The 25,539-nt window shown below is 71.2% G+C and carries 23 protein-coding genes and 2 tRNA genes; 10 read left to right on the top strand and 15 right to left on the bottom strand.

Annotated elements, in window-relative coordinates; translation table 11 throughout:
- Positions 1–35 precede the first annotated feature (35 nt).
- The 6 genes from ehuB (at position 36) to ACZ4V1_RS00850 (ending at position 4,291) form a co-directional block, all read left to right on the top strand.
- Positions 36–965 carry an ectoine/hydroxyectoine ABC transporter substrate-binding protein EhuB gene (gene ehuB, locus ACZ4V1_RS00875; protein ID WP_468327735.1) on the top strand — a complete coding sequence of 310 codons (930 nt, stop codon included), beginning with the start codon at positions 36–38 and terminating at the stop codon, positions 963–965.
- Entirely contained in the window at positions 962–1,675 is a 714-nt protein-coding gene (gene ehuC, locus ACZ4V1_RS00870) for an ectoine/hydroxyectoine ABC transporter permease subunit EhuC (RefSeq protein WP_468327733.1), read from the top strand. The genes ehuB and ehuC overlap by 4 nt, the downstream gene beginning before the upstream one ends.
- Positions 1,675–2,325 (top strand): ectoine/hydroxyectoine ABC transporter permease subunit EhuD, encoded by a 651-nt coding sequence (gene ehuD / locus ACZ4V1_RS00865; RefSeq protein ID WP_468327731.1) that lies wholly within the window; start codon positions 1,675–1,677, stop codon positions 2,323–2,325. Before ehuC ends, ehuD begins: the two co-directional genes overlap by 1 nt.
- A complete protein-coding gene (ehuA, locus tag ACZ4V1_RS00860) occupies positions 2,315–3,100 on the top strand; it encodes an ectoine/hydroxyectoine ABC transporter ATP-binding protein EhuA (RefSeq protein ID WP_468327729.1) in 786 nt (261 codons plus the stop codon). Before ehuD ends, ehuA begins: the two co-directional genes overlap by 11 nt.
- A gap of 262 nt (positions 3,101–3,362) precedes the next feature.
- Positions 3,363–4,121, top strand: a complete 759-nt coding sequence (locus ACZ4V1_RS00855; RefSeq protein WP_468327727.1) for an IclR family transcriptional regulator — start codon at positions 3,363–3,365, stop codon at positions 4,119–4,121.
- A 96-nt stretch (positions 4,122–4,217) separates the two neighbouring features.
- Positions 4,218–4,291: transfer RNA gene (locus ACZ4V1_RS00850), tRNA-Lys, on the top strand.
- Positions 4,292–4,352: 61 nt separating this feature from the next.
- On the opposite strand, the gene ACZ4V1_RS00845 is transcribed toward ACZ4V1_RS00850, so the two are convergent.
- From ACZ4V1_RS00845 to ACZ4V1_RS00835, 3 genes are all read right to left on the bottom strand, one after another.
- A complete protein-coding gene (locus ACZ4V1_RS00845; protein WP_468327726.1) occupies positions 4,353–4,958 on the bottom strand; it encodes a lytic polysaccharide monooxygenase auxiliary activity family 9 protein in 606 nt (201 codons plus the stop codon).
- Between the two features lie 116 nt (positions 4,959–5,074).
- Positions 5,075–6,229, bottom strand: a complete 1,155-nt coding sequence (locus ACZ4V1_RS00840; protein ID WP_468327724.1) for an SPFH domain-containing protein — start codon at positions 6,227–6,229, stop codon at positions 5,075–5,077.
- A gap of 72 nt (positions 6,230–6,301) precedes the next feature.
- Complete coding sequence (locus ACZ4V1_RS00835; RefSeq protein ID WP_468327722.1) at positions 6,302–7,612, bottom strand: peptidoglycan-binding protein; 1,311 nt, start codon at positions 7,610–7,612, stop codon at positions 6,302–6,304.
- Positions 7,613–7,820: 208 nt separating this feature from the next.
- On the opposite strand from ACZ4V1_RS00835, the gene ACZ4V1_RS00830 reads away from it, so the two are divergent.
- From ACZ4V1_RS00830 to glxA, 3 genes are all read left to right on the top strand, one after another.
- Positions 7,821–7,894: transfer RNA gene (locus tag ACZ4V1_RS00830), tRNA-Lys, on the top strand.
- A 282-nt stretch (positions 7,895–8,176) separates the two neighbouring features.
- Positions 8,177–10,183 (top strand): glycosyltransferase family 2 protein, encoded by a 2,007-nt coding sequence (locus tag ACZ4V1_RS00825; RefSeq protein ID WP_468327720.1) that lies wholly within the window; start codon positions 8,177–8,179, stop codon positions 10,181–10,183.
- Positions 10,180–12,117, top strand: coding sequence for a radical copper oxidase GlxA (gene glxA, locus ACZ4V1_RS00820; RefSeq protein ID WP_468327719.1), 1,938 nt, complete (start codon positions 10,180–10,182; stop codon positions 12,115–12,117). Before ACZ4V1_RS00825 ends, glxA begins: the two co-directional genes overlap by 4 nt.
- A 100-nt stretch (positions 12,118–12,217) precedes the next feature.
- On the opposite strand, the gene ACZ4V1_RS00815 is transcribed toward glxA, so the two are convergent.
- From ACZ4V1_RS00815 to ACZ4V1_RS00760, 12 genes are all read right to left on the bottom strand, one after another.
- Complete coding sequence (locus ACZ4V1_RS00815) at positions 12,218–13,249, bottom strand: glycoside hydrolase family 6 protein (RefSeq protein ID WP_468327718.1); 1,032 nt, start codon at positions 13,247–13,249, stop codon at positions 12,218–12,220.
- 89 nt (positions 13,250–13,338) lie between these two features.
- Positions 13,339–14,010, bottom strand: coding sequence for a class F sortase (locus tag ACZ4V1_RS00810; protein ID WP_468327717.1), 672 nt, complete (start codon positions 14,008–14,010; stop codon positions 13,339–13,341).
- A 6-nt stretch (positions 14,011–14,016) separates the two neighbouring features.
- A complete protein-coding gene (locus ACZ4V1_RS00805) occupies positions 14,017–14,589 on the bottom strand; it encodes a hypothetical protein (RefSeq protein WP_468327716.1) in 573 nt (190 codons plus the stop codon).
- 121 nt (positions 14,590–14,710) lie between these two features.
- Positions 14,711–15,490 (bottom strand): HAD-IIA family hydrolase, encoded by a 780-nt coding sequence (locus tag ACZ4V1_RS00800; protein WP_468327715.1) that lies wholly within the window; start codon positions 15,488–15,490, stop codon positions 14,711–14,713.
- 277 nt (positions 15,491–15,767) lie between these two features.
- The gene (locus tag ACZ4V1_RS00795; RefSeq protein WP_468327713.1) at positions 15,768–16,820 is read right to left on the bottom strand and encodes a 2-aminoethylphosphonate ABC transporter substrate-binding protein; all 1,053 of its coding nucleotides are present in this window, start codon (positions 16,818–16,820) and stop codon (positions 15,768–15,770) included.
- A 52-nt stretch (positions 16,821–16,872) separates the two neighbouring features.
- On the bottom strand, positions 16,873–17,670 hold the full coding sequence (locus ACZ4V1_RS00790; RefSeq protein ID WP_468327711.1) for an ABC transporter permease: 798 nt from the start codon (positions 17,668–17,670) through the stop codon (positions 16,873–16,875).
- The gene (locus ACZ4V1_RS00785; RefSeq protein ID WP_468327709.1) at positions 17,657–18,526 is read right to left on the bottom strand and encodes a 2-aminoethylphosphonate ABC transporter permease subunit; all 870 of its coding nucleotides are present in this window, start codon (positions 18,524–18,526) and stop codon (positions 17,657–17,659) included. The genes ACZ4V1_RS00790 and ACZ4V1_RS00785 overlap by 14 nt, the downstream gene beginning before the upstream one ends.
- Positions 18,519–19,637, bottom strand: a complete 1,119-nt coding sequence (locus tag ACZ4V1_RS00780; protein ID WP_468327707.1) for an ABC transporter ATP-binding protein — start codon at positions 19,635–19,637, stop codon at positions 18,519–18,521. The genes ACZ4V1_RS00785 and ACZ4V1_RS00780 overlap by 8 nt, the downstream gene beginning before the upstream one ends.
- Positions 19,637–20,389, bottom strand: coding sequence for a phosphonatase-like hydrolase (locus ACZ4V1_RS00775; RefSeq protein ID WP_468327705.1), 753 nt, complete (start codon positions 20,387–20,389; stop codon positions 19,637–19,639). The genes ACZ4V1_RS00780 and ACZ4V1_RS00775 overlap by 1 nt, the downstream gene beginning before the upstream one ends.
- Positions 20,390–20,394: 5 nt before the next feature.
- Positions 20,395–21,519: a TIGR03364 family FAD-dependent oxidoreductase gene (locus ACZ4V1_RS00770; RefSeq protein ID WP_468327703.1), complete on the bottom strand. Its 1,125-nt coding sequence runs from the start codon at positions 21,517–21,519 to the stop codon at positions 20,395–20,397.
- 142 nt (positions 21,520–21,661) lie between these two features.
- Positions 21,662–22,417, bottom strand: coding sequence for a GntR family transcriptional regulator (locus ACZ4V1_RS00765; protein ID WP_468327701.1), 756 nt, complete (start codon positions 22,415–22,417; stop codon positions 21,662–21,664).
- Between the two features lie 341 nt (positions 22,418–22,758).
- Positions 22,759–23,583 carry a hypothetical protein gene (locus tag ACZ4V1_RS00760; RefSeq protein WP_468327699.1) on the bottom strand — a complete coding sequence of 275 codons (825 nt, stop codon included), beginning with the start codon at positions 23,581–23,583 and terminating at the stop codon, positions 22,759–22,761.
- 284 nt (positions 23,584–23,867) lie between these two features.
- Here ACZ4V1_RS00760 and ACZ4V1_RS00755 point away from each other — a divergent pair, with 284 nt between their 5' ends.
- Entirely contained in the window at positions 23,868–25,427 is a 1,560-nt protein-coding gene (locus ACZ4V1_RS00755; protein ID WP_468327697.1) for a PQQ-dependent sugar dehydrogenase, read from the top strand.
- Positions 25,428–25,539 lie beyond the last annotated feature (112 nt).

Raw genomic sequence — 25,539 nt, 5'->3', positions numbered from 1 at the left:
GCATAACCCGCCCTTCATCGGGTAGCTGCGCGCCCATGGCTCCACCACACAGAACCCCTCCATGGGGCATATCCGACCAAAGGTCCAGAACAGCCGGGCCCACCCGCCGGTCGCTGCTCGCGGGGGTCGCGGCGCTCGGCGCGCTGGGGGCCGCCGGCTGCTCGCGCGTGGCCGCCGGATCCGACGTGGAAGGCGGCGATCTCCTCGACCGGCTCAAGGCACAGGGCGTGGCCCGGCTCGGCATCGCGGGCGAGATCCCCTTCGGTTACATCGACAAGAACGGTGAGCTGACCGGCGAGGCGCCGGAGCTGGCGAAGGTCATCTTCAAGCGGCTCGGAGTGGACCGGGTGCAGCCGGTGCCGACGGAGTTCGGCTCCCTCATCCCGGGTCTGGCGTCGCAGCAGTTCGACATCGTGGCGGCCGGGATGTACATCAACCCCGAGCGCTGCCAGCAGGTCATCTTCTCCGACCCCGACTACCAGATGCTCGACGCGTACATCGTGCGCAAGGGCAACCCGCTCGGACTGCACAACTACGAGGACGTCGTCGAGAAGAAGGCCAAGTTCGCGACCGGCACCGGCTACGCCGAGATCGCCTACGCGGTGGAGCACGGGTACAAGGAGGACGACATCCTGATCGTCCCCGACCAGGTGGCCGGACTCAACGCCGTCGAGTCCGGGCGCGTGGACGTCTTCGCGGGTACGGCGCTGACCGTCCGCGAGGTGGTGAAGAAGTCCACCAAGGCGGAGGCGACCAAGCCCTTCTCGCCCATCATCGACGGCAAGCCGCACGTCGACGGCGGCGGCTTCGCCTTCCGGCCCACCGAGACCAACCTGCGGGACGCCTTCAACGTCGAGCTGCACAAGCTCAAGAAGAGCGGCGAACTGCTGCGCATCCTCAAGCCCTTCGGTTTCACCGAGAACGAGATGACCGATCTCACCGCGAAGGAGCTCTGCGGCGGATGACCTCGGGACTGTGGGAACTCGTACTCCAGGGTGTCTGGGTCACCATCCAGCTGCTCTTCTTCAGCTCGCTGCTGGCGGCGGCCGTCTCCTTCGTGATCGGCGTCGCGCGCACCCACCGGCTGTGGTTCGTCCGCTTCCTCGCGGGCCTCTACACCGAGGTGTTCCGCGGGACCTCGGCGCTGGTGATGATCTTCTGGGTGTTCTTCGTGCTGCCACCGGCCTTCGGCTGGCAGCTGGTGCCGATGTGGGCGGGCACGCTGGCGCTGGGCCTGACCTACGGGGCGTACGGCTCCGAGATCGTGCGCGGCGCGCTCGGCGCGGTCGACCCGGCGCAGAAGGAGGGCGGCATCGCGCTCAGCTTCACGCCCTGGCAGCGGATGAGGCTGATCCTGCTGCCGCAGGCGGTGCCGGAGATGATCCCGCCGTTCTCCAACCTGCTGATCGAGCTGCTCAAGGGCACCGCGCTGGTGTCGATCATGGGCATGGGCGATCTGGCGTTCAGCGGCAACCTGGTGCGCCTGGCGCTGCAGGAGAGCGCGGAGATCTACACGTACATCCTGCTGATCTACTTCGTGATCGCGTTCCTGCTCACGCGGGTGATGCGCGGTCTGGAGAAGAAGCTGAAGGCAGGTGTCGGGAAGGCGCCGGCGCGCAAGCCCGAGGTGGACCTGAAGCGCCCTGAGGCGACCAACGTGGGGGGTGCTGTCTGATGAACTGGGACTGGAGCGCGGTCTCCGACTTCATGCCGCACTTCTGGGACGGTCTGCTGGTCACCCTGCAGATCCTGGTCCTGGGGTCGCTGGTCTCCTTCGCCCTCGGTCTGGTGTGGGCGCTGCTGATGCGGGTGCCGTCCCGCTGGGTGACCTGGCCCGTCGGTGTGGTCACCGAGTTCGTCCGCAACACCCCGCTGCTGGTGCAGCTGTTCTTCCTGTTCTACGTGCTGCCCGAATGGGGTTTCACCGCCTCGGCGCTCACCACTGGTGTGCTCGCCATCGGACTGCACTACTCGACGTACACGATGCAGGTCTACCGGGCCGGCATCGAGGCGGTGCCGGTCGGCCAGTGGGAGGCCGCGACGGCGCTGAACCTGCCGCTGGGACGGACCTGGACGTCCGTGATCCTGCCGCAGGCGATCCGCCGTGTGGTACCCGCCCTCGGCAACTACGTGATCTCCATGCTGAAGGACACGCCGCTGCTGATGGCGATCACGGTGCTGGAGATGCTCGGCGAGGCACGGCTGTTCTCGCAGCAGAACTTCCAGTTCACCGAGCCCCTGACGGTGATCGGCGTGGCCTTCATCGTCATCTCCTACCTGGCCTCCCTTGCCCTGCGAGCCCTGGAGCGACGCCTTGCCCACTGACACTCTCCCCAATCCCGAGAAGAGCCCCGAGCGCAGCTCCGGCGAGCTGATCCGCCTGGAGCAGGTCACCAAGCGGTTCGGGGACAACACCGTCCTCGACCACCTCGACTTCTCCGTCGACGCCGGCAAGCACGTCACCCTGATCGGCCCGTCCGGGTCGGGCAAGACGACGATCCTGCGGCTGCTGATGACGCTGCTCAAGCCCGACGAGGGCACGATCACCGTGGACGGGCAGAAGCTCTTCCCGGCGACCGAGAAGGAGCGGCGCGAGGTCCGCAAGCAGATCGGGATGGTGTTCCAGCAGTTCAACCTGTTCCCGAACATGAGCGTGCTGCGCAACATCACCGAGGCACCGGTCACCGTGCTCGGCATGTCCAAGGACGAGGCGGCGGAGCGGGCCAAGGGGCTGCTCGACATGGTCGGCCTGGCCGACAAGTGCGACGCCCGCCCGGCCCAGCTCTCCGGCGGCCAGCAGCAGCGCGTGGCGATCGCCCGGGCGCTGGCGATGCGGCCGAAGGTGCTCCTCCTCGACGAGGTGACCTCGGCGCTGGACCCGGAGCTGGTCGCGGGCGTCCTCGACCTGCTGCGGGACATCGCCCGCAGCACGGACATCACCATGCTCTGCGTGACCCACGAGATGAACTTCGCCCGGGACATCTCGGACCAGGTCCTGATGTTCGACTCGGGCCGGGTCATCGAGACCGGTGCGCCGGAGAAGATCTTCAGCGAGCCGGAGCACGACCGGACCCGGGAATTCCTCAGCGCGGTGCTGTGAGAACGCGATGCGCTGACGCCGTGATGGCGTGATGCCGCGACTACGCGGCGTCGCCGCCCCAACGCCCGAGGTCGGGGCGTTGGGGCACGCCTCTGGCATATGCCAGAGGGTCGGCGTCGCAGTTGGGGGCCCTGAAATCTCGCGAACACCCCCTCGCGCCGGGCCGCCCGGCGGCTATCGTGAAGGGGATCCGCTGTCCGGATCGGGGGCACAGGCAGGGACAGGGGCAGGGGCCTACCAGCGAGCGCAGGGGGAGACCACCGTGGCGCTGCAGCACAAGCCGACCGCGCCGCACCACTCGGCCCAGGACGCCCTGCGCGTCCTGGAGACGATGACGCGGCACACCACCGGAGTCACCGAAACCGAACTGTCCCGGCTGACCGGCCTCGACCGGGAGCGGCTGACCACGCTGCTGCGCATGCTGCGCCGCGAGGGCTACGTCGAGCAGACCGCCGACGGCGCGTACGTCACCGGCGAGGCCCTGGCCAGGCTGGGCTCGTCGCACGGCCGCGAGCAGGCCCTGCGCGAGAAGCTCCAGCGCACCCTGGACCGGCTGCGCGACTCGGTGGGCGCCGCCGTCTACATCAGCCGGTACGTCGACGGTGAGGTCAGCGTCACCCAGTACGCCGACAGCCCGGCCACGCCCAAGGTCAACGAGTGGGTGGACTTCCGCGTCTCGGCGCACGCCACCGCGGTCGGCAAGAGCCTGCTGACCCAGCTGGACCACGCGGGCCGCCGCGACCACCTGGCCCGGCACAAGATGGCCCGCCTGACCTCGCGCACCATCACCAGCGACAAGCTGCTGCTGTCCCGGCTGGAGTCCCAGCCGCCCACCGTGCCCGTCCTCGACCTCCAGGAGTACGCGGTGGGCACCGTCTGCGCGGCCGTCCCGATCACGGCCGGCTCCGCCGCGGGCTGCCTGGCCCTGTCCCTGCCGGTCGAGCACGCCCACCGGCTGCGCCGGGCCGCGGACGAGCTGAACCGGAACGCGGCGCCGGTGCTGCTGTCGCTGGCGATCTAGGCCACCGGTCACACGGCCGCGTGGTCGGGAGCACTGCCCGGGACCAGGTAGTATTTTCGTCGTCGCCGGCCGCGGGAAGCGGACGGCGGGAGTCATGCGCCGCTAGCTCAGTTGGTTAGAGCAGCTGACTCTTAATCAGCGGGTCCGGGGTTCGAGTCCCTGGCGGCGCACAGCAGAAGGGCCCCCTCGCCCAGGCGAGGGGGCCCTTCGCGTGTTCGGCCGGCCGGCCGTTCAGAAGGTCACGTCCGAGCACGCGTAGAACGCGTTGCCCGTGTCGGCGACCGTCCACACCGCGAGGATGACGTGGTGCCCGCTCAGCCCGGACGGCAGCGTGCCGCTGTGGGAGAGGGTGGCCGGCGGCTGCTTGCCGCCGTAGGGCACCGTGAAGAACGGCGTGAGGTTGAGGTCGGACCGGGCCAGGTTGTGGTTCTGGTTCCAGCCCGGCTTGGTGACGTAGTACCGGAAGTCGGTCGTGGCGTGCCGGGCGGTGAACTGCCAGCGGAAGGTGTAGTTCTGCCCGCCGTTCACCCTGGTGGTCGGCCACGCCTGGCCGTTCGGGGCCTTCGGGCTGTCGAGCGAGGCGAACCGCGTGTTGTTCGCGGAACATATCCGCCCGTCGGCCGGTCCGCCCGCCGGGAAGCCCTTGGGGCCCTCGACACTCTGCGGCTCCCACTGGATGGCGCCGCAGCCGCTGACGGTGCCGTTCTGGCAGACCTTCTGCCGGCTGACCGGCAGGTCGGTGTAGCCGTGGCCGCTGGCACCGCCGGACGAGAGCACGAGGGCTCCGGTGGTCGCCATGCCCACCGCGGCGGCGTACAACTTGGTCCTGGTACGCATACTGCTGCTCCTGTGACGTGGGGGAAGTTCAGTGAGCCGTGCAGGTCTAGACCAAGTCTCAGATTATTGCCGTTGGTTGAACATGTCCATACCAATCGACGAACCCGGGGAACGGGTCAGTGCCCCGTGTCCCCCCGCCCCGCGCAGAACGCCACCGTCAGGTCCTTCACCAGCACCTTGCGCTCGTAGTCGTCGAGTTCGACCAGCCCGCGCATGGTCAGCCGGGTCACCGTGTCCTCCACCGAGTCCACGACCGAGGTGAGCACGCTCGCCCGCTGCGCCGCGTCCAGCGCGGCGATCCGGCGCCGGTGCATCGCGGCGGCGACCTCGGGGGCGTACTCCACCCGGACCGGTCGCACCGAGAACACCTCCAGGCCGACCGGCGCCGCGTCGGCCGCCACCAGCCGGGTCAGCGTGTCGCCGGCCACGTCCGCCGAACTGCGGACCGTGCCGAGCGGCTCCACCGGGACCCGGGCCAGCGCCGCCTCGACGCACTCGCGCAGATACGTCTCGTGGTCCTCGACGCCGAGCGTGGCCTTCGCGGTGTCCCGCACCCGCCACACCACCAGCGTCACCGCCCGCAGCGCGACCCCGTTGCCGTCGGCCGCGGGCATCGGCTCGCTGCGCCAGTGCCGCAGCCGTACGTCGACCCGGCGGCGCAGCGGCAGCGGGTTGACCCACATCAGGCCGGTGCGCCGGACGGTCCCCCGGTAGCGGCCGAACAGCCCGAGCACCCAGGCCTGCCCGGTCCGGCCCCGGGCCAGCCCGCCGAACCCGAACAGCCCCAGCGCCCCGGCGACCGCGTACGCCGCCCACTGCGCGGGCCCGGTCCCCGCCCCCGCGTACGCCGGCAGCCCCAGAGCCTCGGCCGCGAGCGGCGGCAGGGCCCCGGCCCACCAGGAGGTGAGCGCGCAGCCCGCCGCCCCGCAGAACCCGGCGGCCACTCCCGCCGCTCCGGGCAGCACCCGGGCCGGACGCTCCGTCAGCTCCGGGTCGACGCTCGGCACCGGACGCGGGCGCGCGGCGACGGGGCGCCGCGTCCGGGGCTGCTCCCCCGTGCCCTGCCGGCGGCCGACGACCGCGGGCCGCAGCGGTACCGGCGCCGGATCGAGGTCGTCGCGGAACAGCAGGTGGACGGGGATCTCGGTGGTGGCCTCGTTCTGGATGAGCCGGGCGGGCCGGTGGCCTGCCTCCGCCGCCCCTTCGGGGGCCGCGGGTCCCGCCGGGGCCGGCGGCTTGGTGTCCGGGTTCGTGGATGAGGTCGTACTCATGGTGCTCCAGCCTCCGCGCCAGATGCGTCATGAACGGGTGGTCACCGCCGGGCGGGCGGTCTGGGCGGGCGGTCAGGAGAAGAGACGCCGCCAGGTCTCCGGGCCCGGGTAGCCGTCCGCCGCGCCGCCGCGCCAGCCCTGGGCGCGCTGGAAGGCCTCGACGCCCCGCCGGTCCGCCTCGCCCCAGCGCGGGCCCGGCCCGGTCGTGTAGTACGTGCCGAATCCCCTCTCCACCAACCGCCTGCCGAGCCTGGTGACGTAGGGGTTGTTCGCGCCCGGCCGGAACATCGCCCGTCCGGGGTATCCGGCGACCCCGTGCGAGGCGGGGGGCGCGGCGGGACCGGGCGCGGGGGCCGCGACGTTCTGCCCCTTGCCCGTCTTCAGCAGCCGCCAGGTGCCGGGGCCGGGCAGCCCGTCGGCGTCCTCGCCCCGCCAGCCCTGGGCCCGCTGGAACGCCTCGGTGGCCCTGCGGTCCGCGTCCGACCAGCGGGGGCCGGGTCCGGAGGCGTAGAAGCGCCCGGCGCCGCGGGCGACGAGCATCCGGCCCAGCTCGGTCACGTTCTCGTTGTCGGCGCCGGGGCCGAAGGAGGACGCCCCCGGATAGGCCGTGCCGGCGGGCGCCCCGCCGGCCGTGGTCGTGGTGACGCCCTTGTAGCGGTAGGGCAGGTACTTGGCGGAGTTGCTCCAGTAGGCGTAGGGCGTGGCGAGCTTGCGGGTGTGCGGCGGGGTCTGTTCGTAGGCCGTGTAGGCGGTGCGGGTGTGGTCCGTCCAGCCGCCGAAGATCACCACGTGGGAGCCTTTCTGGGGGTCGGCCGCATTGTGGAACAGCAGAATGTCGCCGGGCTGGAGTTCCTCCTTGGTGATGGGGTCGGCGAACGCGCCGAGGCTGCCCGTCCATTCGTTCGTGGGCAGCTTCCAGGCCATCGACACATAACCCGAGCAGTCCTGCCGGTAGCCGTCGGACCAGTAGGCGGTCATGCTGTAGGGCACTTTCGCGGTGACCCAGGTCTTGGCCCGGTTGATGATCTCCGTACGGGTGATCGCGGCCAGTTCCGCACCGGCGGGGGGCGCCGCCGGCCGGCCGGGCGGGCCGTGCAGCGGGGCCCTCGGCCCCTGCGGGGTGTCGGGCGTCTCACCTGCGGGAACACCCGGCCGGTGCGGTGCGTGGGCGGCGGCCGGTACCGCTGCCGCCGGACTCGCGCCGAGCGCGGAGGCGGCGGCGGTGGCAGCGGCCGCGGTGGCCAAGACCAGCGCGCGGTGGGCGGCCGGATGGGCGGGGGCGCGGCCGGCCGGGGAATGCGGCAGGACGCGCCGCCAGTGACGGCAACCAGGGCAGTCGCAGTCGCTCGCGGGGTCGATTTCCTCGAATACGGGAGCCTCCATGCGATTCCTCTCACACTCCCGCTGAAAACGTCCGCGGCGGCATACTTCGGTACATGTCGGTCAGTTTCTCAACTGTCTTCTTCGCGCGCATGTTGACGGTCCGAATGATGTACACGGCCGTCGGCGCACCCCTGCGCGAGCTGCCGGAGACTCCCGGGGGCGGTCCGGAGCACCGCCCGGCATCCGGTAGAGTCGTGCAGGTCAGCAGGCGCCGCTAGCTCAGTTGGTTAGAGCAGCTGACTCTTAATCAGCGGGTCCGGGGTTCGAGTCCCTGGCGGCGCACAGACGGTCGAAGGCCCCCCGTAGCACACGGGGGGCCTTCGGCGTACCCGGCCTCCGGACATCTTGCGATCATGACGAACACCGTAGAACCCTGGTCCGGTTGGGGGGCCGGATGCCGAGGGGGGCATCATGCAACCGGGGGTCGCCATTCCATGTCTATATAAGGTGTGGATGCCGTGGTGACAGCAACCCACCACTGTTACGTCCGTGAAGGTCGAGGGGGACCCGAGCGGACGATGGAAGCGACGAAACACGCGTGATGCGCGTGTGGGGGGATGACTCATGACGTCGACGCCGACGGGCGCCGGGCAGGACCACGACCCGTCCCAGACCACCCAGCTCAGGGTGCCCGCGCATCGGACCTGGAACACCGGCTCGTTCCGCCGGATACAGAAGACCCTGCCGAGGTACGACTACGAGCACTACAGCCGGCTCGCGGGCCCCCTCACCCAGCCCGACCCGCACAAGCCGTACAAGGTGCAGTACCGCTCCCTGATCTCGCAGGAGCCGCACCGCATCCGGGTCGCCCTGATGCTGGCCGCCGCCCCGCTGCTGTCGGTGGTGCTACTGGTCTGGCTGCTGCAGCCCACGCACTGGACCGAGCGCGACTACGCGGCCTTCGACTGGCTGCCCGCGCTGGACATCGTGATGCTCGTCTCGATCGGCCTGATCGAGCTGTTCCGCTGCCTGAACGTGCTGTCGAACGCGCACGCGACGCTGGTCGCCCGGGACCCGATCCCGGTGGTGCCCGAGACCGGCACCCGGGTCGCCTTCCTCACCTCCTTCGTGCCCGGCAAGGAGCCGCTGGAGATGGTGACGAAGACCCTGGAGGCGGCCGTGAGGATCCGCCACCGCGGCCTGATGCACGTCTGGCTCCTCGACGAGGGCGACGACCCCGAGGTGAAGGCGGTCTGCGAGCGCCTCGGCGTGCACCACTTCTCCCGCAAGGGTGTCGCGAAGTGGAACATGCCCAAGGGCCCGCACCGCGCCAAGACCAAGCACGGCAACTACAACGCCTGGCTCGACGCGCACGGCGACGACTACGACTTCTTCGCCTCCGTCGACACCGACCACGTGCCGCTGCCCAACTACCTGGAGCGGATGCTCGGCTTCTTCCGCGACCCGGACGTCGGCTTCGTCATCGGCCCGCAGGTCTACGGCAACTACGACAATCCGATCACCAAGGCCGCCGAGTCGCAGCAGTTCCTCTTCCACGCCCTGATCCAGCGTGCCGGCAACCGCTACGGCTCCCCCATGTTCGTGGGCACCTCGAACGCGGTGCGCATCAGCGCGCTCAAGCAGATCGGCGGTCTGTACGACTCGATCACCGAGGACATGGCCACCGGCTTCGAGATCCACCGCCACAAGAACCCGGCCACGGGACGCAAGTGGCGCTCGGTCTACACCCCGGACGTGCTCGCGGTCGGCGAGGGCCCGAACGCCTGGACGGACTTCTTCACCCAGCAGATGCGCTGGTCCCGGGGGACGTACGAGACGATCCTCAAGCAGTACTGGAAGGGCTGGTACTCGCTCCCGCCGAGCAAGCTCTTCAACTACACGATGATGATCATCTTCTACCCGATGTCGGCCCTGAACTGGATCCTGGCGGCGCTGAGCTGCTGCCTGTTCCTGGGCCTGGGCGCCTCGGGTGTGAACATCGACCCGGCCGTCTGGCTGATGCTCTACGGCAACGCCTCCGCCCTCCAGATCGGCCTGTACGTCTGGAACCGCCGCCACAACGTCTCGCCGCACGAGCCGGAGGGCTCCGGCGGGGTGGCCGGCATGGTGATGTCCGCGCTGTCGGCGCCGCTGTACGCGAAGGCCCTCATCGACTCGGTGCTGCGCCGCAAGAGCAAGTTCGTGGTGACGCCGAAGGGCGACTCGGCCAGCCCGGACACCCTCTTCGGGACCTTCCGGTACCACTGGTACTTCATCCTGATCTTCGGCGGCTCGATCGCCGCGGGCTTCGCCTTCGGCCACTCGCACCCCGCGATGATCATCTGGGCGACGTTCGCGCTGCTGATCACCGCGTCGCCGATGTTCGCCTGGCGCCACGAACTGCGCAAGGCGAAGAAGCAACCGCCGGCCGTGGCGTCGGAGCCCGAGTCGCGGGTCCCGTCGCAGCAGCAGCCCGCACCCGCGGACGCGGCACCCGCGCAGGCGTACGCGCCGTACACGCAGCACGCGCCGCACGCGCCGCAGCAGAAGCCCAGCTGGGCGGCCTCCGACGGAGGCAACGACCAGACCATGCAGATCGCCCTTGGTGGACTTGGGGGACGTAAGGAATGAAGGACCGTGCCGGCCGCCGTCGCGCCCGTCGCTTTGCGATAGGTACGGCGGTGGTAGTCGCGCTGGCCGGGATGAACGGACCGTGGCTCTACCGCTTCGGAACCGAGAAATACCACCAGTACAAGATCAACAAGCCGGAGTACAAAGCCGACAACGGCAAGTGGGAGATCGTCGAGTTTCCCGAGAAGTACCGGCAGAACACCATCCACGCGGCGCTGCTGCGCACCGGCAAGGTGCTGCTCGTCGCCGGGTCGGGCAACAACCAGGACAACTTCGACGCGAAGCAGTTCGACACCCGGATCTGGGACCCGGTCAAGGGGTCCATCAAGAAGGTGCCGACGCCCACCGACCTGTTCTGCACCGGCCACACCCAGCTCGCCAACGGCAACCTGCTGATCGCGGGCGGCACCAAGCGGTACGAGAAGCTCAAGGGCGACGTCACCAAGGCCGGCGGCCTGATGATCGTCCACAACGAGAACCCGGACGAGCCGATCACACTGCCGGCGGGCACCAAGTTCACCGGCAAGGAGAACGGCAAGACCTTCGTCTCCAAGGACCCGGTGCTGGTGCCCCGCGCCAAGAAGGTCTTCGACAAGGCGACCGGCGAGTTCCTGCGCAACGACCCCGGCCTCGGCCGGATCTACGTCGAGGCGCAGAAGAGCGGCCGCCAGTACGAGACGGGTACCCAGGACAACTACCGCGTCGAGGGACTGTCGGGCGACGACGCCCGCAACACCTACGGCATCGCGCAGAAGCTCGCCCTCGACAAGAAGGACTTCCAGGGCATCCGGGACGCCTTCGAGTTCGACCCGGTCGCCGAGAAGTACATCAAGGTCGACCCGATGCACGAGGCCCGCTGGTACCCGACGCTCACCACCCTGAGCGACGGCAAGATCCTCAGCGTCTCCGGCCTCGACGACATCGGCCAGCTGGTCCCGGGCAAGAACGAGATCTACGACCCGAAGACCAAGGAGTGGACCTACACCGAGAAGGTCCGCCAGTTCCCCACGTACCCGGCGCTGTTCCTGATGCAGAACGGCAAGATCTTCTACTCGGGTGCGAACGCCGGCTACGGCCCCGACGACGTGGGCCGCGACCCGGGCATCTGGGACGTGGAGACCAACAAGTTCACCAAGGTCCCCGGCCTGAGCGACGCCGACATGCTGGAGACCGCCAACTCGGTGCTGCTGCCGCCCGCGCAGGACGAGAAGTACATGGTGATCGGCGGCGGCGGGGTCGGCGAGTCCAAGCTGTCCAGCGAGAAGACCCGGATCGTCGACCTCAAGGCGGACGCCCCGGAGTTCGTGGACGGGCCGTCACTGGACAAGGGCACGCGCTATCCGCAGGCCTCGATCCTGCCCGACGACAGCGTGCTGGTCTCCGGCGGTTCGGAGGACTACCGGGGCCGCAGCGACTCCAACATCCTCCAGGCCCGGCTGTACCACCCGGACACCAACGAGTTCGAGCGGGTCGCCGATCCGCTGGTCGGCAGGAACTACCACTCCGGTTCGATCCTGCTGCCCGACGGACGCATGATGTTCTTCGGGTCGGACTCGCTCTACGCCGACAAGGCGAACACCAAGCCGGGCAAGTTCGAACAGCGCATCGAGATCTACACGCCGCCGTATCTGTACCGGGATTCCCGGCCGGATCTCTCCGGGGGGCCGCAGACCATCGAGCGTGGTGAGTCGGGGACGTTCACGTCCCGGGCGGCGGAGTCGGTCAAGAAGGTGCGGCTGATCCGGCCGAGCGCGTCGACGCATGTCACCGACGTGGATCAGCGGTCGATCGCGCTGGACTTCGAGGCGGACGGGGACAAGCTGACGGTGACGGTGCCTGAGAACAAGAACCTGGTTCAGTCGGGGTGGTACATGATGTTCGTGACCGACGGGGAGGGGACGCCTTCCAAGGCGGAGTGGGTGCACGTTCCGTAGAGCGCTCCCGCAGCTGGGTCTTCGGGTGCGGGAGCGCTGTGGCTTGTCGCGCCCCCGCGGCGGTAGCCGCAAATGTCACAGCCCCGCGCCCCTGGGTTCCCTACCCTTGCGCCAGTTTCAAGGCGTACTCGGGCCACCACTCGCCGGCCTTCGGGCCGCCCTTGCACTCGCCGTCCGACTCCCCGGGGCGCTTGACCCACAGGTAGGCGTCCACGAGGGGGTCGGCGGTCTTGGTCGTCGGGGTCTCGCCGAGGGCGCGGCCCGGCGGGTTGCACCAGCGTTCGCCCGGGTCGCCCTCGGTGTAGGGGCCGTTGCCGTTGCGGCTGGTGTCGATGACGAAGTGCTTGCCGCCGACCTTGGCGGAGAGCTGCTTGCCGTAGGCGATGGAGTCCTCGGTGGTGTAGAAGTTCGAGACGTTGACCGAGAAGCCGTCGGCCTGGTCGATGCCCGCCCACTTCAGCGGCTCGAAGATCTGGTCGGGGTGGCCCCAGCCGGCGTTGCCCGCGTCCAGGTAGACCTTGGTGTTCTTCAGCGCCGTGAGCTTGGCGATGGCGCCCTTGAGGAGGTCGTAGCGCTCCTCGTGGAACTGCTCCGGGGTGCAGCCGTCCACCAGGTGGAGCACCGCGTCGGGTTCCAGGATGACCGTGGCGGAGCGGTCGCCGATGCCCTTGGCCACGCCGTCGACGAAGTCGCGGTAGGCGTTGCCGTCGGCGGCGCCGCCGCCCGAGTACTGGCCGCAGTCGCGGTGCGGGATGTTGTAGAGGACGAGCAGGGCGGTGCGCCCGGCCTCGTCGGCGGCCTCGGTGAAGCCGCGGGCCTGCTCCTCGGGGTTCTCCGGGCTGATCCACTCGCCGGTCGGCTGCTGGGCGATCTTGCGGATCTGCTCGGCCTGCTCCTTCTTGTCGGACTTCTGCAAGGCCGCCAGCTGCTGGGCCGCGTTGCCGTCCGGATTGACCCAGAACGGGTCGGCCTCCCTGGGCTGCTGCGTTATCCCGGCGCCCGCGTTCTTGTCGTTGTCCTTGTCCCCGCCGTCACCGGACGAGGAGCAGCCCGCGAGCAGCAGTGCCGCCCCCAGCACCGCTGCGGACGCTCGCCTCGCGGACAAGCTTCCGGCCCCCCTGCTGCCGTACATCCAACCCCCCTGGGTGCACTGTTCCAAGGCTCAATCCTGACATACGCCCGTGGACCCCAGGAGGTTCCCGGGTACCGGCCCGGAGGTTCTCAGCGGCCGGTACCCGTGAGGTAGGCCGATACGACCACGTTGGCCGTGTAGCTGTTGGTGGCTCGGTCGAAGGCGCCGCCGCAGGTGATCAGGCGGAGCTCGGCGCGGCCCGTGCTGTGCGGCCCGTAGGCCTGCCGGGCGTCGAAGCCGTCGCGGGTGAGGACCTGGACGTCGTCGACGGTGAACTCGGCGACCTCCGCGTCGTCGCGGACCACCCGGATCGTCTCGCCGGGCTCCAGGGTGCTGATCTCGTAGAAGACGGCGGGCCGGGTCTCGGTGTCGACGTGGCCCACCATCAGCGCGGTCCCGGCCTCTCCCGGGGTCACGCCGTCCGCGTACCAGCCGACGGAGCCGGGCCGGTCGAAGGGCGGTGGTTCGATGGCGCCCTTGGCGTCGAGGCCGCGGGCGACGACCGGGGCCCGGATGTCGAGCCCGGGGACGTCGAGCCGCTGCGGCAGGGCGTTGCCGAGGGGTGCGTGGGCGGGGGGCAGCGGTGTGTCCGGGGGCCGGCCGGCCGCCGCCATGTCGCCGGTGGCCGGCCGGGATATGCCCTCGCGCACGTCGGTGGCCTCGCGGCCCCACAGCCACAGCCCGAGGAGCAGCACCACCCAGGCGATGCCGGTCACCAGGCGGCCGGGGCCGACGGCGGACTGCCGGTCCTGTTCGGACATGATCGCTCAGTCCGTCCCGCGGCTCCGGCTGCGGACACTGCGCAGCGCGACGGCGACGGCGGCGATGCCGGCGAGGACCAGACCGGTCACGGTGTGCGCCGTGCCGGGGGGTTCGGGGCGGGCCTCGTCCCGGGTTTCGGCGGCGGCCAGTCGCGCGGTGCCGCCGCCGCCCGCGTCGACGGGGGCGACGGGCGAGGCGGGCGCGGCGGGCGCGGCCCGGTGCCGCTTCCCGGCGACGGTGATGGTGCCCTCACGGGCGTCCTGGCCGCACTCGACCCGCACGGCGTACGCGTCGGCCTCCATGGTGGAGCGGACCGTGCCGGCCCCGACGAGGACGCCGTCCTTCGCGGCGAGGGTGAGCTTCACGTCCGAGACGAACGCGGCCGAGACGGCGACGGCCGTCTTCTCGGTGCAGTCCGCCACCCGCAGCTCGACGTCGCTGCCGGGGGCGGGCGTGGACGGCGACACCGAGACGCCTGAGCCGTCCACCGCGTACGCGGCCGGTGTGAGGGCCGCGACCGGTGCGAGCGCCGCGGCCAGCGCGACTCCGGCACAGAAAGTGACTTTCAGTGAGCCCATCGTGTACCTCCAGTTACCTGGAGACTCCCCCGCTGGACCGGCCCCCGCATCCTGCGCGGGGGCCGGCTGCTCCGAACGGGTCATACCGGGGGGCTGTGGGTTTGCCGTGGAAGTACGGGTTTCAGACTCGTTCGACCAGGTCGGCGATGGAGTCGACCACCTTGGACGGGCGGTACGGAAAGTTCTCGACCTGCTCGGGGCGGGTCAGGCCGGTGAGGACGAGGTAGGTCTGCATCCCGGCCTCTATGCCGGCCAGCACGTCGGTGTCCATGCGGTCGCCGATCATCGCGCTGGTCTCGGAGTGGGCACCGATCGCGTTGAGCCCGGTGCGCATCATCAGCGGGTTCGGCTTGCCCGCGAAGTACGGCTGCTTGCCGGTCGCCTTGGTGATCAGGGCGGCCACCGCGCCGGTCGCCGGGAGCGGCCCCTCGGTGGAGGGGCCGGTCTCGTCGGGGTTGGTGCAGATGAACCGGGCACCGGCGTTGATCAGCCGTACCGCCTTCGTCATGGCCTCGAAGGAGTAGGTGCGGGTCTCGCCGAGGACCACGTAGTCGGGCTCGTGGTCGGTGAGGATGTAGCCGATGTCGTGCAGCGCCGTGGTCAGGCCGGCCTCGCCGATGACGTACGCCGATCCGCCGGGCCGCTGGTCGTCCAGGAACTTGGCGGTGGCCAGCGCCGAGGTCCAGATGGACTCGATCGGCACCTCCAGACCCATGCGGCGCAGCCGGGCGTGCAGGTCGCGCGGGGTGTAGATCGAGTTGTTGGTGAGGACCAGGAAGGGCTTGCCGGACTCACGGAGCCTCTTGAGGAAGGCGTCGGCGCCGGGGATCGGCACGCCCTCGTGGATGAGGACGCCGTCCATGTCGGTGAGCCACGACTCGATGGGCTTGCGGTCTGCCATGTGCAACGAACTCCCTGGCATTGCGGTGGGACGAGGGCGGGGGCGCCGGAACCGCGGCGTACCGACGCCCCACAGCCTAATCAGGACCGCGCCGGACGGACCCCGTCGATCCCCCGGTGCCGGACTCGTCATGCCATTCGTCGCCGGGGAAGGACAAAGGACCAGCCCTGCCGTTCGCCGTTCGGCGACCCCGCCCGTGACCGTTCCCCCGCCCGTGACCGTTCCCCCGCCCGTGACCGTTCCCGTGGTGCGGCGGGGCGGGGCCGGATCCGGCCGGTCAGTTGCCGGTGGCCGACTTCCAGGCGTCGATGTAGGACGTGAGGTTGTTCTCGATGTCCTCCCAGTCGGGCTCGAAGACCTCGACGCCGTCCATCAGCCTGGTGAGCGCGATGGCGTTGGCGTCGGTGGCCTCGACGTCCTCGCGGGCCGCGAAGCCGCCGCCGATCTCGCTGACCTGGGTCTGCGCCTTCCGGCTCAGCATGTGATCGAGGAGCTTCCTGCCGTTCTCGCTGTGCGGGCCGTCGGTGACCAGGCCGGCCGCGTACGGCAGGGCGAAGGTGGTGGGGCTGCCGCCCTCGCGGGCCGGGAACCAGATCCCGAGGCTGGGCATGGACTTGGACTGGGCGAAGTTCATCTGGACGTCGCCGTTGGCGACGAGCAGTTCGCCCTTGTCGACCTTGGGGGCGAGCTTGCCGGTGGAGGCGGACGGGCCGACGTTGTTGGCCTGGAGCTTCTCCAGGTACTCCATGGCGGGCTTCTCGCCGCCGAAGTCGTGCATGGCCTTGATGAGGACGGCGGTGCCGTCGCCGGCGACGCCGGGGGTGGAGTACTGGAGCTTGTTCTCGTACTTGCCGTCGAGCAGTTCCTCCCAGGTGGTGGGCGCCTGCTTCAGCTCCTTCTTGTTGTGGACGAACCCGAAGTAGTTGTTGACGACGGCGGTCCAGGTGCCGTTCGCGGCCTTGTCGGCGCCGCTGACCTGGTCGACGCCCTTCGGGGCGTACTTCCGGAGCAGGCCCTTGGTGTCGGCCTGCTGGATGAACGGCGGGAGGGTGACGAGCACGTCGGCCTGCGGGTTGTGCTTCTCGCGGGCGGTGCGCTGCACCATCTCGCCGGAGCCGCCCTCCACGTACTCGACCTTGATGCCGGTCTCCTTCTCGAAGTCCTCGAAGACCTGGTCGTACCAGCCGTCGCCGTTCTCGCCCTTGAGGCCGTCGGCGCTGTAGACGGTGACGACGTTCTCGTCGGAGGCGGCGGAGGTCCCGGAGCAGGCCGTCAGGGGGACGGCGAGGGCGGCGAGGGCGGCGAGCGGCTTGCGGGCGTTCCTGGGCATGGCGAGGTGAACTCCTTGCGTGTCGGGGAGAACCCGGGTGGAGGGCGGTGCTTTACCGGTACGAGGCTCTGGTGCGGATCCTGGAGACGGCGAGCAGCACCAGCAGGGTCGCCGCCATCAGGACGACGGCGAGGGCGGAGCCGGTGAACAGTGCGCCGCGGTCGGTGGACGCGTAGATCAGGACCGGCAACGGGGTCCAGTCGGGCGGGTAGAGCATCATCGTGGCGCTCAGCTCGCCCATGGACAGGGCGAGGCAGAGGCCGGCGGCGGCGGTCAGGGAGGGCAGCAACAGCGGCAGCCGCACCCGCCACAGCACGTACGCCGGGGAGGCGCCCAGGGAGGCGGCGGCCTGCTCGTAGGCCGGGTCGAGGCGCGTGATCGCCGCGGCAACCGACTGGTAGGCGAAGGCGGTGACCAGGACGGAGTGGGCGATGATCACGATCCAGCGGGTGCCGTTGAGCAGCATCGGCGGCTGCGAGAAGGCGACGAGTGTCGCGAGGCCGACGACGACGGACGGCACGGCGACCGGCAGCACGAACAGGGCGTCGAGCACCTTGCGGTGCCGCTTGCGCAGCGCCGCCGCGGCGAGGGCGGCCCAGGTGCCGGTGGCGAGGGCGAGGAGGCCGGCGGTGACCGCGGTGACCAGGCTGGTGGTCAGCGCCTGGAGGGCCTCGCCGCGGGTGGCCGCCCGGTAGTTGGCGGTGGTGAAGCCGGAGGGCAGGACGCTGGACCAGTTGGTGGCGAAGGAGGCACCGAGGACCACGAGGAGTGGCAGGGCGAACAGGGGCAGGAAGAGGAGGAGGAAGACCGTCCACACGGCCCGCCTCGCCCCGCGGCTATGCACCAGCACGGCGGCTCACCACCCGGTAGAGGCTGTAGAGGCCCACGGAGATCAGGACGTTGACGACGGCGACCACGCAGGCGCCCGGATAGTCGGACTCCAGGATCGCCTTGCCGTAGACGAGCGTCGGCAGGGTCGTGACGCCCTTGGCGCCGGTGAAGAGCACGATGCCGAACTCGTTCAGGCACAGGACGAGGACGAGGCTGCCGCCGGCCGCGAGGGCGGGCAGCGCCTCGGGCAGGATGATCTGCCGGATGATGCGCGGCGCGCGGGCGCCCAGCGAACCGGCGGCCTCCAGCTGGCCGGTGTCCAGCTGTGAGAAGGCGGCGAGCAGCGGACGCATCACGAACGGCGTGAAGTACGTGATCTCCGCGAGCAGCACGCCCCAGGGCGTGGTCAGGAACCGGAACGGTCCCTCGGCGGCCCCCGTGACGTCGGTCCACGCGCCGTTGGCCAGGCCGGCCGTGCCGTAGACGAAGAGCAGGGCGAGCGTGATCAGGAAGGACGGGAAGGACAGGAAGACGTCGATGAAGCGGGCCACCGCCTTGGCCCCCGGGAACGGCACGAAGGCGATGACCAGCGCGAGCACGAACCCGAGGACCAGGCATCCGACGGTGGCGGCCACGGCCAGCCACACGGTGGTCCACAGCGCCTCGCGGAAGGCGGCCGAGGCGAAGACGTCGGCGTAGGGCTCCACCGAGGTGCCGCCGGTGTCGGGCCGGAAGGACTGCTGGACGACGAGGGCGAGCGGATAGAGGAAGACGAGGGCGAGGAGGGCGACCGGGGGCAGCGCCCACATCACGGCCGGGGCTTTGGCCCGGGTCCGGCGCGTCCCGGCCGGTGTGCCGATCGTCGCGCTAGCCATGTCCGCCCACCCCGGCCGTGAGCAGCACCGCGTCCTCGGGGGCGAAGTGCAGGGTGACGGGGTCGCCGTGGGCGGGTGGGTCCCGCAGCTCGCGCAGGTCGGCCATGACCCGGTGTCCGTCCACGTCGACGTACAGCCGGTGCGTCGCTCCCCGCCACTGGATCTCGCCGACCGTACCGGTGAGCCGGTTGGTGCCCTCGCCCCCGGCCTCTCCCTCGCCCTCGCCCCCGAGCTGGCCCTCACCCGCGCCTGCGCCCGCGCCGAGTCCGACGAGGTGTGGCCGTACGCACAGGGTGGCCGAGGCGCCCGGCGCGGCGCCGTTCGTGTCGACCTTAAGCTCGGCCTCCCCGAGGAAGACCCCGCCCGGCCGCACCGTCACCGGCAGCAGGTTGGCGTTGCCCACGAAGGACGCCGTGAACTCGTTGGCCGGCGCCCGGTACAGCTCCCGCGGGGTGCCGCAGGCCTGGAGGCGGGCCCTGTCCATCACGGCGATCCGGTCGGCGAGGGTCAGCGCCTCCACCTGGTCGTGGGTGACGTAGAGGATCGACACGTCGGGCAGCTCGCGGTGCAGGCGGGCCAGTTCGGCGAGCATGCCGGAACGGAGCTGGGCGTCGAGCGCGGACAGCGGTTCGTCGAGGAGCAGGACGCCGGGCCGGATGGCGAGCGCGCGGGCGATGGCGACGCGCTGCTGCTGGCCGCCGGACAGCTCGCGGGGGTAACGGCGGGCGTAGGCGCCCATGCCGGCCATGTCCAGCGCCTCGGCGACCCGCTCCCGTATCTCGCCGCGGGGGACCTTGCGGGCGCGGAGCCCGAAGGCGACGTTGTCCTCCACCCGCATGTGCGGGAACAGGGCGTACTGCTGGACGACCATGCCGATGCCGCGCCGGTGCGGGGGCAGGTCCGTGACGTCGCGGTCGCCGAGCAGGACCCGCCCCGAGGCGGGCCGTACGAACCCGGCGACCGCCCGCAGGGCGGTGGTCTTGCCGGATCCGGACGGCCCGAGGAGCGCCATGACCTCGCCCGGTTCGACGGTGAGGTCCAGGGCGTCGAGCACGACGCTGCCGTCGTAGGCGACGGTGACGTGGTCGAAGCGAATGCCGCCGGCGCCCATCAGCCGGTTCCCCGCAGGAGGGCGGGCAGGTCGGCGACGGAGTCGATGACGTGGCCCGCGCCCGCCTCGCGGAGGGCGTCGTCGCCATGGGCCCCGGTGCGCACCCCGGCGACCAGGCCCGCGCCGGCCCGTACGCCGCTGAGCACGTCGTACGAGGTGTCGCCGACGACGGCGACCTGGCGTACGGCGTCGGCGGCCTTCGTACGCAGGAAAGCCGCCAGCACCATGTCCGGGTAGGGCCGTCCGCGCCCGCCGGCGTCGGCGGGGCACAGGGTGAGCGGGACGAGGCCGCGCCAGCCGAGCGCGTCGAGGATGGCGTCCTGGGTGACGCGGGCGAAACCGGTGGTCAGGACGACGGTGCGGCCGTCGGCCGCCAGTTCCTCGACAGCCTCGCGGGCGCCGGGCACGGGGGCGACCAGGCCGCCGTCGACGAGTTCGCCGTACGCCTTCTCGAAGGTGGCGTTGGCGTGCCGGGCGCGGTCCTCGTCGCCGAACAGGTGCCGGAAGACGGAGATCTTGGATTCGCCCATGGTGGCGCGGACGTGGTCGAGCTTTTCGGCGTGGTCCGCGGTGCCGGGCTCGACGCCCAGTTCGCGGGCGGCGGTGTCGAAGGCACGCTCGACGAGGCCGCCGTCGGCGACGGTGGTGCCGGCCATGTCGAGGACCACGAGGCGGATGCCGTCGGGGGTGGGGTCCGGTTCGGGGGTGGGGGGAGTTTCGGGGGTGGAGTGTGCTTCGGGGGTGTGGTTCATGTCGTTCACCAGCCCAGTTCGTTCGCGGTGGTCTCGGCTATCGCGGGCGAGCAGGTCATGCCGCGCCCGCCGGGCCCGGTGACCAGCCAGACGCCGTCGCGCACCCGCTGCCGGTACACGACCCGGCTCTTGTCGGTGCACTGCGCGTACACCCCGGCCCAGCGGCGGCGGATCCTGGGCAGCGGGCGGCCGAGGAGGGACTCGACGACACCGGTGAGGTGCTCGTAGGGGTCCTCGACGGTGTCGAAGGCGAAGGGGTGCTCGTACTCGTGGGTGTCGCCGATGGTCAGGCCGCCGTCGGCACGCTGCACCATCAGCAGTTGCATCTTGTGCTCCGCGGCCGTGGCCGGCTGCGGCCGGCGCGCGTTCAGCTCGTCCAGCGCGGGCGAGTCGTACGCGGGGTAGTAGCGGAAGCTGTCGGCGTCGGCGACCGAGGTGGTCAGCTGTTCGCCCAGCGGGTCGGTCTGCATCATCTGGAGACGGACCCGGCGCACGGGCAGGTCGGGCCCGGCCAGTTCACGGACGAGGCCGCCGAGCCAGGCGCCGGGGCACAGGACGACCGCGTCGCCGGTGTGCACGTCGCCGTGGTCGTCGCGGACGGCCCGCTCGCCGACGACGTCGCGGACCTCGCGGCCGGGCAGGAAGGTGTACTGCGAGGACTTGCGCAGCTCGGCGCGCAGGGCGAGCTGCGCGGTGCGCGGTTCGACCGCCGCGTCCCGCTCGCAGTACAGCGCGGCGTCGAACTCGCCGCGCAGGGCGGGGTTCAGGGCGCGGGCCTCACCGGGAGTGAGGAGCTTGTGGCCGCGGGCGGCGGCGTCCGGGCGGGCGACGGCCGCCTCGGCGACCGCGCGTTCCGGTTCGCCGCGGACCGGGGTCAGGGAGCCGTTGGGGCGGAAGCCCAGCGCCGGTACCCGGCCGCCGATCTCCTCCCACAGCTCCCGCGCCCGCAGCGCGGTCTCCAGTTCCTCTCCACCCGCGCGGCCACTGACCCAGATCTGGCCGAAATTGCGCAGTGAGGCACCGCGGGCCTCGGTCTCGCGCTCGATCTGTACGACCTCGTGGCCGCGGTTCACTGCGTGCCAGGCGTGCATGGTGCCCACCACGCCGGCTCCGACGACTATCACTCTCACAACCGTCACGCTCCTTGGCATCGGGGAACCGGAGGAATCCGGTCGACAACGAGAGCGTGAACTGGTCGTCACGTTTGGGCTAGACCCGTTATGTTTCCGTTATGGACGGGGAGAAGGTGGCAGCCCTCGGCAGGGGCGCTTTTCAGCCGCGCAAGTGGGCCGTGAAGGAGAAGCGGTCGCCCCGGTACAGCGTCCGGACGCGTTCCAGCGGGCGGCCCTCCGTGTCCCGGGAGACGCGGTGGATGAGCAGCATCGGGAGCGCCGGCGGGGTGCCGATCAGCAGGGCCTCGCGCGGCGTGGCGAGCACGGTCTCGATGCGTTCGTCGGCGTCACCGAAGGCGATGCCCTGCTCGGCGAGATGAGCGTAGAAGGACGAGTCCGGGTCGAAGGCGGTGTCCAGGGCGGGGATGCGGGCCACGGCGACGTACGTACTCTCCAGGCCGACCCGCTCGTCGTCGGCGAGCAGCACCCGCTCCAGGTGCCAGACCGGCTCCCCGCGCGTGAGGCCGGTCTCGGCGGCGAGCGCGTCGGGGCAGGGGAAGCGGTCCAGGGTGACGAGTGCGCGGCCGGGGGTACGGCCCTGGCGCCGGACGCCCTCGGTGTAGCTGGCCAGGGACAGCGGCTGCGCCAGCTTGGGGCCCGCGACCACGGTGCCGCGCCCCTGCCGGCGCAGCTTGCCCTCCAGTACCAGCTCGCGCAGGGCCTGCCGGACGGTCTCGCGGGCGACCTCGTACCGCTCGGAGAGGTCCCGCTCGGTGGGGATGGCGCTGCCCTCCCCCAGTTCGCCGACCAGACGGTCGATCCGCGCCTTGACGGCGTAGTACTTCGGCACGCGGCCGTGCTCCGGGATCCCGGAGCGGACGGGGGCGCCCGGGGCCTGGTCGTTCGGATAGTCCACGCAGGGATGGTCGCAGACGGGGGTGGCGGGGGCGCCTCGGGCTGCGGGGCAGGGACGAAGGGCGGGGGCCTCGGACTGCGGGACGGTGGGCGGGGCCCGGGTTCCGGGCGGTGGGCGGGGCCGAGGGGCGGGGGCCTCGCACTGCGGGACGATGGGCGGGGCCCGGGTTCCGGGCGGTGGGCGGTGGGCGGTGCCTCGGTCTGCGGGCAGTGAGCGACGGGCGGGCGCCCCGGACTCCGGAGCAGCGGCCGACGGGCACACGCCCCAGGCTCCGGGCTGCGGTCCCTGGGCGGGGCGCGGATCAACCGCGCCCGTCGGCCGGGTCCCTGCGGCCGGCCGGGTCAGCGGCGCCTGCGGGCCAGCAGTACGGCCGCGCCGCCTGCGGCGATGAGCAGAGCGGTGGCGCCCAGGGCCGCGTCCACCCGGCCCAGTCCGGTGCCGGCGAGCTCGTCGGCGAACGGGATGCCGGTGCCCCGGTCGTCCGGGGTGGCGGCGACGGACGGCGTGGCGGGGCCGGTGCTCGTCCCGGCGGCCGGCTCACCGGTCCGGACGCGGAAGCGGTAGTCGTTCGACTGGCCGATCCACTCGCCGTCGCCGCCGCGCCGCTGGACCACGGCCGCGTTGGCGGTGACCTCGTTGGGGGCGGTGTCCGACGTGAGCGCGAGGCGCACCTTGACGGTGAGGGTCTTGCCGGGGCCGACGGTGAAGCCCGGGAAGGCGCCACCGCCTTCCCCTCCACCTCCGCCTCCGCCTTCACCTTCGCCGAACGCGCCGATCAGTTCGTCCCGGTCGGTCGCCTCGAAGGCGACAGGGCGCGGCTGGGAGCCGTCGTAGAACTCCAGACGGGGCTGCGAGGGTTCCAGGGCCCGCCGCTCGTCGACGAGTACGACGACCGGGTGGATGCCCTCGCAGGTGCGGGAGGTGGTGTTGGTGAGATCCAGGTACCAGGTTCCGTAGCCACCGCCCGCCTCGTAGCCGGCGGGGCCGCCGTGGATGCGGGTGGTGAGCGGAAAGGTGTGGTCGTCCGGGGCCGTACAGGCGGGCAGCGGGGCTTGGGGGTCCGCGTGCGCGGGGACGGCGGACGCGGGGACGGCGGACGCGGTGGCGGCGGCGAGGAGGGCGGCTGCCGCCACCAGGCAGGGGGACGCGGGCGTGAACAGTCGCATAAACACATGAGCGTGCCGATGGATCGCGGATGCGGGCACCGCCATTCGAGCCATGACACCCGGAGGGAGGACCACCGGCAGCACTCTTTGCCGCACTGCTTTGCCGCCCTGTTCGCGCCAGACGGCGAGAAAGTGGCGCAATCACGCGTTGCCGCTCCGCTTCGCGAGACGCAGCCTGGGTGCGGGAGCGCTCCCACGCCCAGCCCGCACCACGGCCCCGCACCACAGCCCCCACAGCACACCCCACACCACCGACGCCCACGGAAAGTAGGACCGAAGGACTCATGGCTTGTCATATACATGTCCACCACACTTGGCGCCGCCTGCCGCTCGCCCTGAGCACCCTCGCCACGGCGCTGCTGTCGGCCCTCCTGCTGGCCACCCTGACGCCCGCGCCCGTCGCAGCTGCTGCGGCAGAACCGGTGAAGGCGTCCCCCGTCCCCCTCCCGTCACTCAACGCCACCACCACCCAGGTCGCCTCCGGACTGAGACGGCCCACCGCCCTCGCCGCCCCCGACGACGGCACGGACCGGCTGTTCATCACCGAGAAGTCCGGCACCGTCCGCGTCTATCACCCGGACACCGGCCTGGCCGGGACCCCGCTGATCGACGTCACCTCGGCCGTGGACGAGTCGGGCAACGAGCGCGGCCTGCTCGGCATCGCCCTCCCGCCCGACTTCGCCGACAGCCAGGACCTGTACCTGGCGTACACGGCACTCCCCGACGGCGCGGTCACCCTCGCCCGCTACCGGCTCGACGAGTCCCGGCTGGAGCCCCTGCTCTCCCAGGAGCACGCCGAGTACAGCAACCACAACGGCGGCCAGCTCGCGTTCGGCCCCGACGGCCACCTGTACTGGAGCATCGGCGACGGCGGCGGCTCCGGCGACCCCTTCGACGCCGGGCAGCGGCTGGACACCCTGCTGGGCAAGATCATGCGCATCGACGTGAGCCGCGCCTGCGCCCCGCTCGCCTACTGCGTCCCCGCGGACAACCCCTTCGCCGGCACCCCCGGCGCCCGCGAGGAGATCTGGCTGTACGGGCTGCGCAACCCCTGGCGGTTCTCCTTCGACCGCGCCGACGGCTCGCTGTGGATCGGCGACGTCGGCCAGGGCCGCTGGGAGGAGGTCGACCACATCGCCCCCGGGCGGGGCGGGCTGAACCTGGGCTGGTCCTGCTACGAGGGGCTGGAGAAGTTCGCCGGCGGAGACTGCGTGCCCGGCGAGGAGTACACCGAGCCGGTCTTCACCTACTCCCCCTACACCGGCGGCTGCTCGGTGATCGGCGGCCACGTCTACCGGGGCCGGGAGTACGCCGACCTGGTCGGCGGCACGTACATCGCCACCGACTACTGCTCGTCCACCGTATGGGCGCTGCGTCCCGACGGCCGGGGCGGCTACGAGCAGGCCGAGATCGGTGAGATGCCCACCCAGGTGACGTCCATCGGCACGACCGTCGACGGGGAGTTCTACGTGGTGAACGACCTGCCCGGCGGCCTGCACCGCGTGTCGTTCACGCGCGAGGAACCCACCTGCCGGGTGGACCGCACGGTCACGGCCTGGGGCACCGGTACGACGGTCGACCTCACCGTCACCAACACCGGTGACGCTCCGGTGAACGGCTGGACACTCGAGTTCCCCCTCGCCCTCGGGCAGACCGTCGTCTCCGACTGGAACACGGAACTGACGCAGGGGAGCAACACGGTCTCGGCGGGCAGCGCCCCGCACAACGCCACGCTCGCGCCGGGCGCGAGCGTGACGCTGGGCTACCTCGCCGACCACACCGGAGACGCGTCGCCACCGCCGCGGTTCATGCTCAACGGGGACGCGTGCGCGGTGGGCCGCTGAGCGGCGGCGCGGACAGGCGTACGCCACAGGGCTCGATCGGAGCGAATGTCCCGGCGGAGCCACCCGGAGCCACCCGGAGGCACGCGGGGCGGCGGGTCACCGGGACACTCGC

Source organism: Streptomyces sp. NPDC028991 (assembly GCF_055564775.1).
Note: the sequence above shows the minus strand (reverse complement) of the source record. Positions and strands in the feature narration are given on the sequence as shown.

Bases quoted from the DNA above. Each gene is read 5' to 3' on its own strand.
- ehuB (WP_468327735.1), top strand. From the start codon at position 36: ATGGCTCCACCACACAGAACCCCTCCATGGGGCATATCCGACCAAAGG.
- ehuC (WP_468327733.1), top strand. From the start codon at position 962: ATGACCTCGGGACTGTGGGAACTCGTACTCCAGGGTGTCTGGGTCACC.
- ehuD (WP_468327731.1), top strand. From the start codon at position 1,675: ATGAACTGGGACTGGAGCGCGGTCTCCGACTTCATGCCGCACTTCTGG.
- ACZ4V1_RS00845 (WP_468327726.1), bottom strand. From the start codon at position 4,958: ATGCGTACCAGGACCAAGTTGTACGCCGCCGCGGTGGGCATGGCGACC.
- ACZ4V1_RS00840 (WP_468327724.1), bottom strand. From the start codon at position 6,229: ATGAGTACGACCTCATCCACGAACCCGGACACCAAGCCGCCGGCCCCG.
- ACZ4V1_RS00835 (WP_468327722.1), bottom strand. From the start codon at position 7,612: ATGGAGGCTCCCGTATTCGAGGAAATCGACCCCGCGAGCGACTGCGAC.
- ACZ4V1_RS00825 (WP_468327720.1), top strand. From the start codon at position 8,177: ATGACGTCGACGCCGACGGGCGCCGGGCAGGACCACGACCCGTCCCAG.
- glxA (WP_468327719.1), top strand. From the start codon at position 10,180: ATGAAGGACCGTGCCGGCCGCCGTCGCGCCCGTCGCTTTGCGATAGGT.
- ACZ4V1_RS00815 (WP_468327718.1), bottom strand. From the start codon at position 13,249: ATGTACGGCAGCAGGGGGGCCGGAAGCTTGTCCGCGAGGCGAGCGTCC.
- ACZ4V1_RS00810 (WP_468327717.1), bottom strand. From the start codon at position 14,010: ATGTCCGAACAGGACCGGCAGTCCGCCGTCGGCCCCGGCCGCCTGGTG.
- ACZ4V1_RS00805 (WP_468327716.1), bottom strand. From the start codon at position 14,589: ATGGGCTCACTGAAAGTCACTTTCTGTGCCGGAGTCGCGCTGGCCGCG.
- ACZ4V1_RS00800 (WP_468327715.1), bottom strand. From the start codon at position 15,490: ATGGCAGACCGCAAGCCCATCGAGTCGTGGCTCACCGACATGGACGGC.
- ACZ4V1_RS00795 (WP_468327713.1), bottom strand. From the start codon at position 16,820: ATGCCCAGGAACGCCCGCAAGCCGCTCGCCGCCCTCGCCGCCCTCGCC.
- ACZ4V1_RS00785 (WP_468327709.1), bottom strand. From the start codon at position 18,526: ATGGCTAGCGCGACGATCGGCACACCGGCCGGGACGCGCCGGACCCGG.
- ACZ4V1_RS00780 (WP_468327707.1), bottom strand. From the start codon at position 19,637: ATGGGCGCCGGCGGCATTCGCTTCGACCACGTCACCGTCGCCTACGAC.
- ACZ4V1_RS00775 (WP_468327705.1), bottom strand. From the start codon at position 20,389: ATGAACCACACCCCCGAAGCACACTCCACCCCCGAAACTCCCCCCACC.
- ACZ4V1_RS00760 (WP_468327699.1), bottom strand. From the start codon at position 23,583: ATGCGACTGTTCACGCCCGCGTCCCCCTGCCTGGTGGCGGCAGCCGCC.
- ACZ4V1_RS00755 (WP_468327697.1), top strand. From the start codon at position 23,868: ATGGCTTGTCATATACATGTCCACCACACTTGGCGCCGCCTGCCGCTC.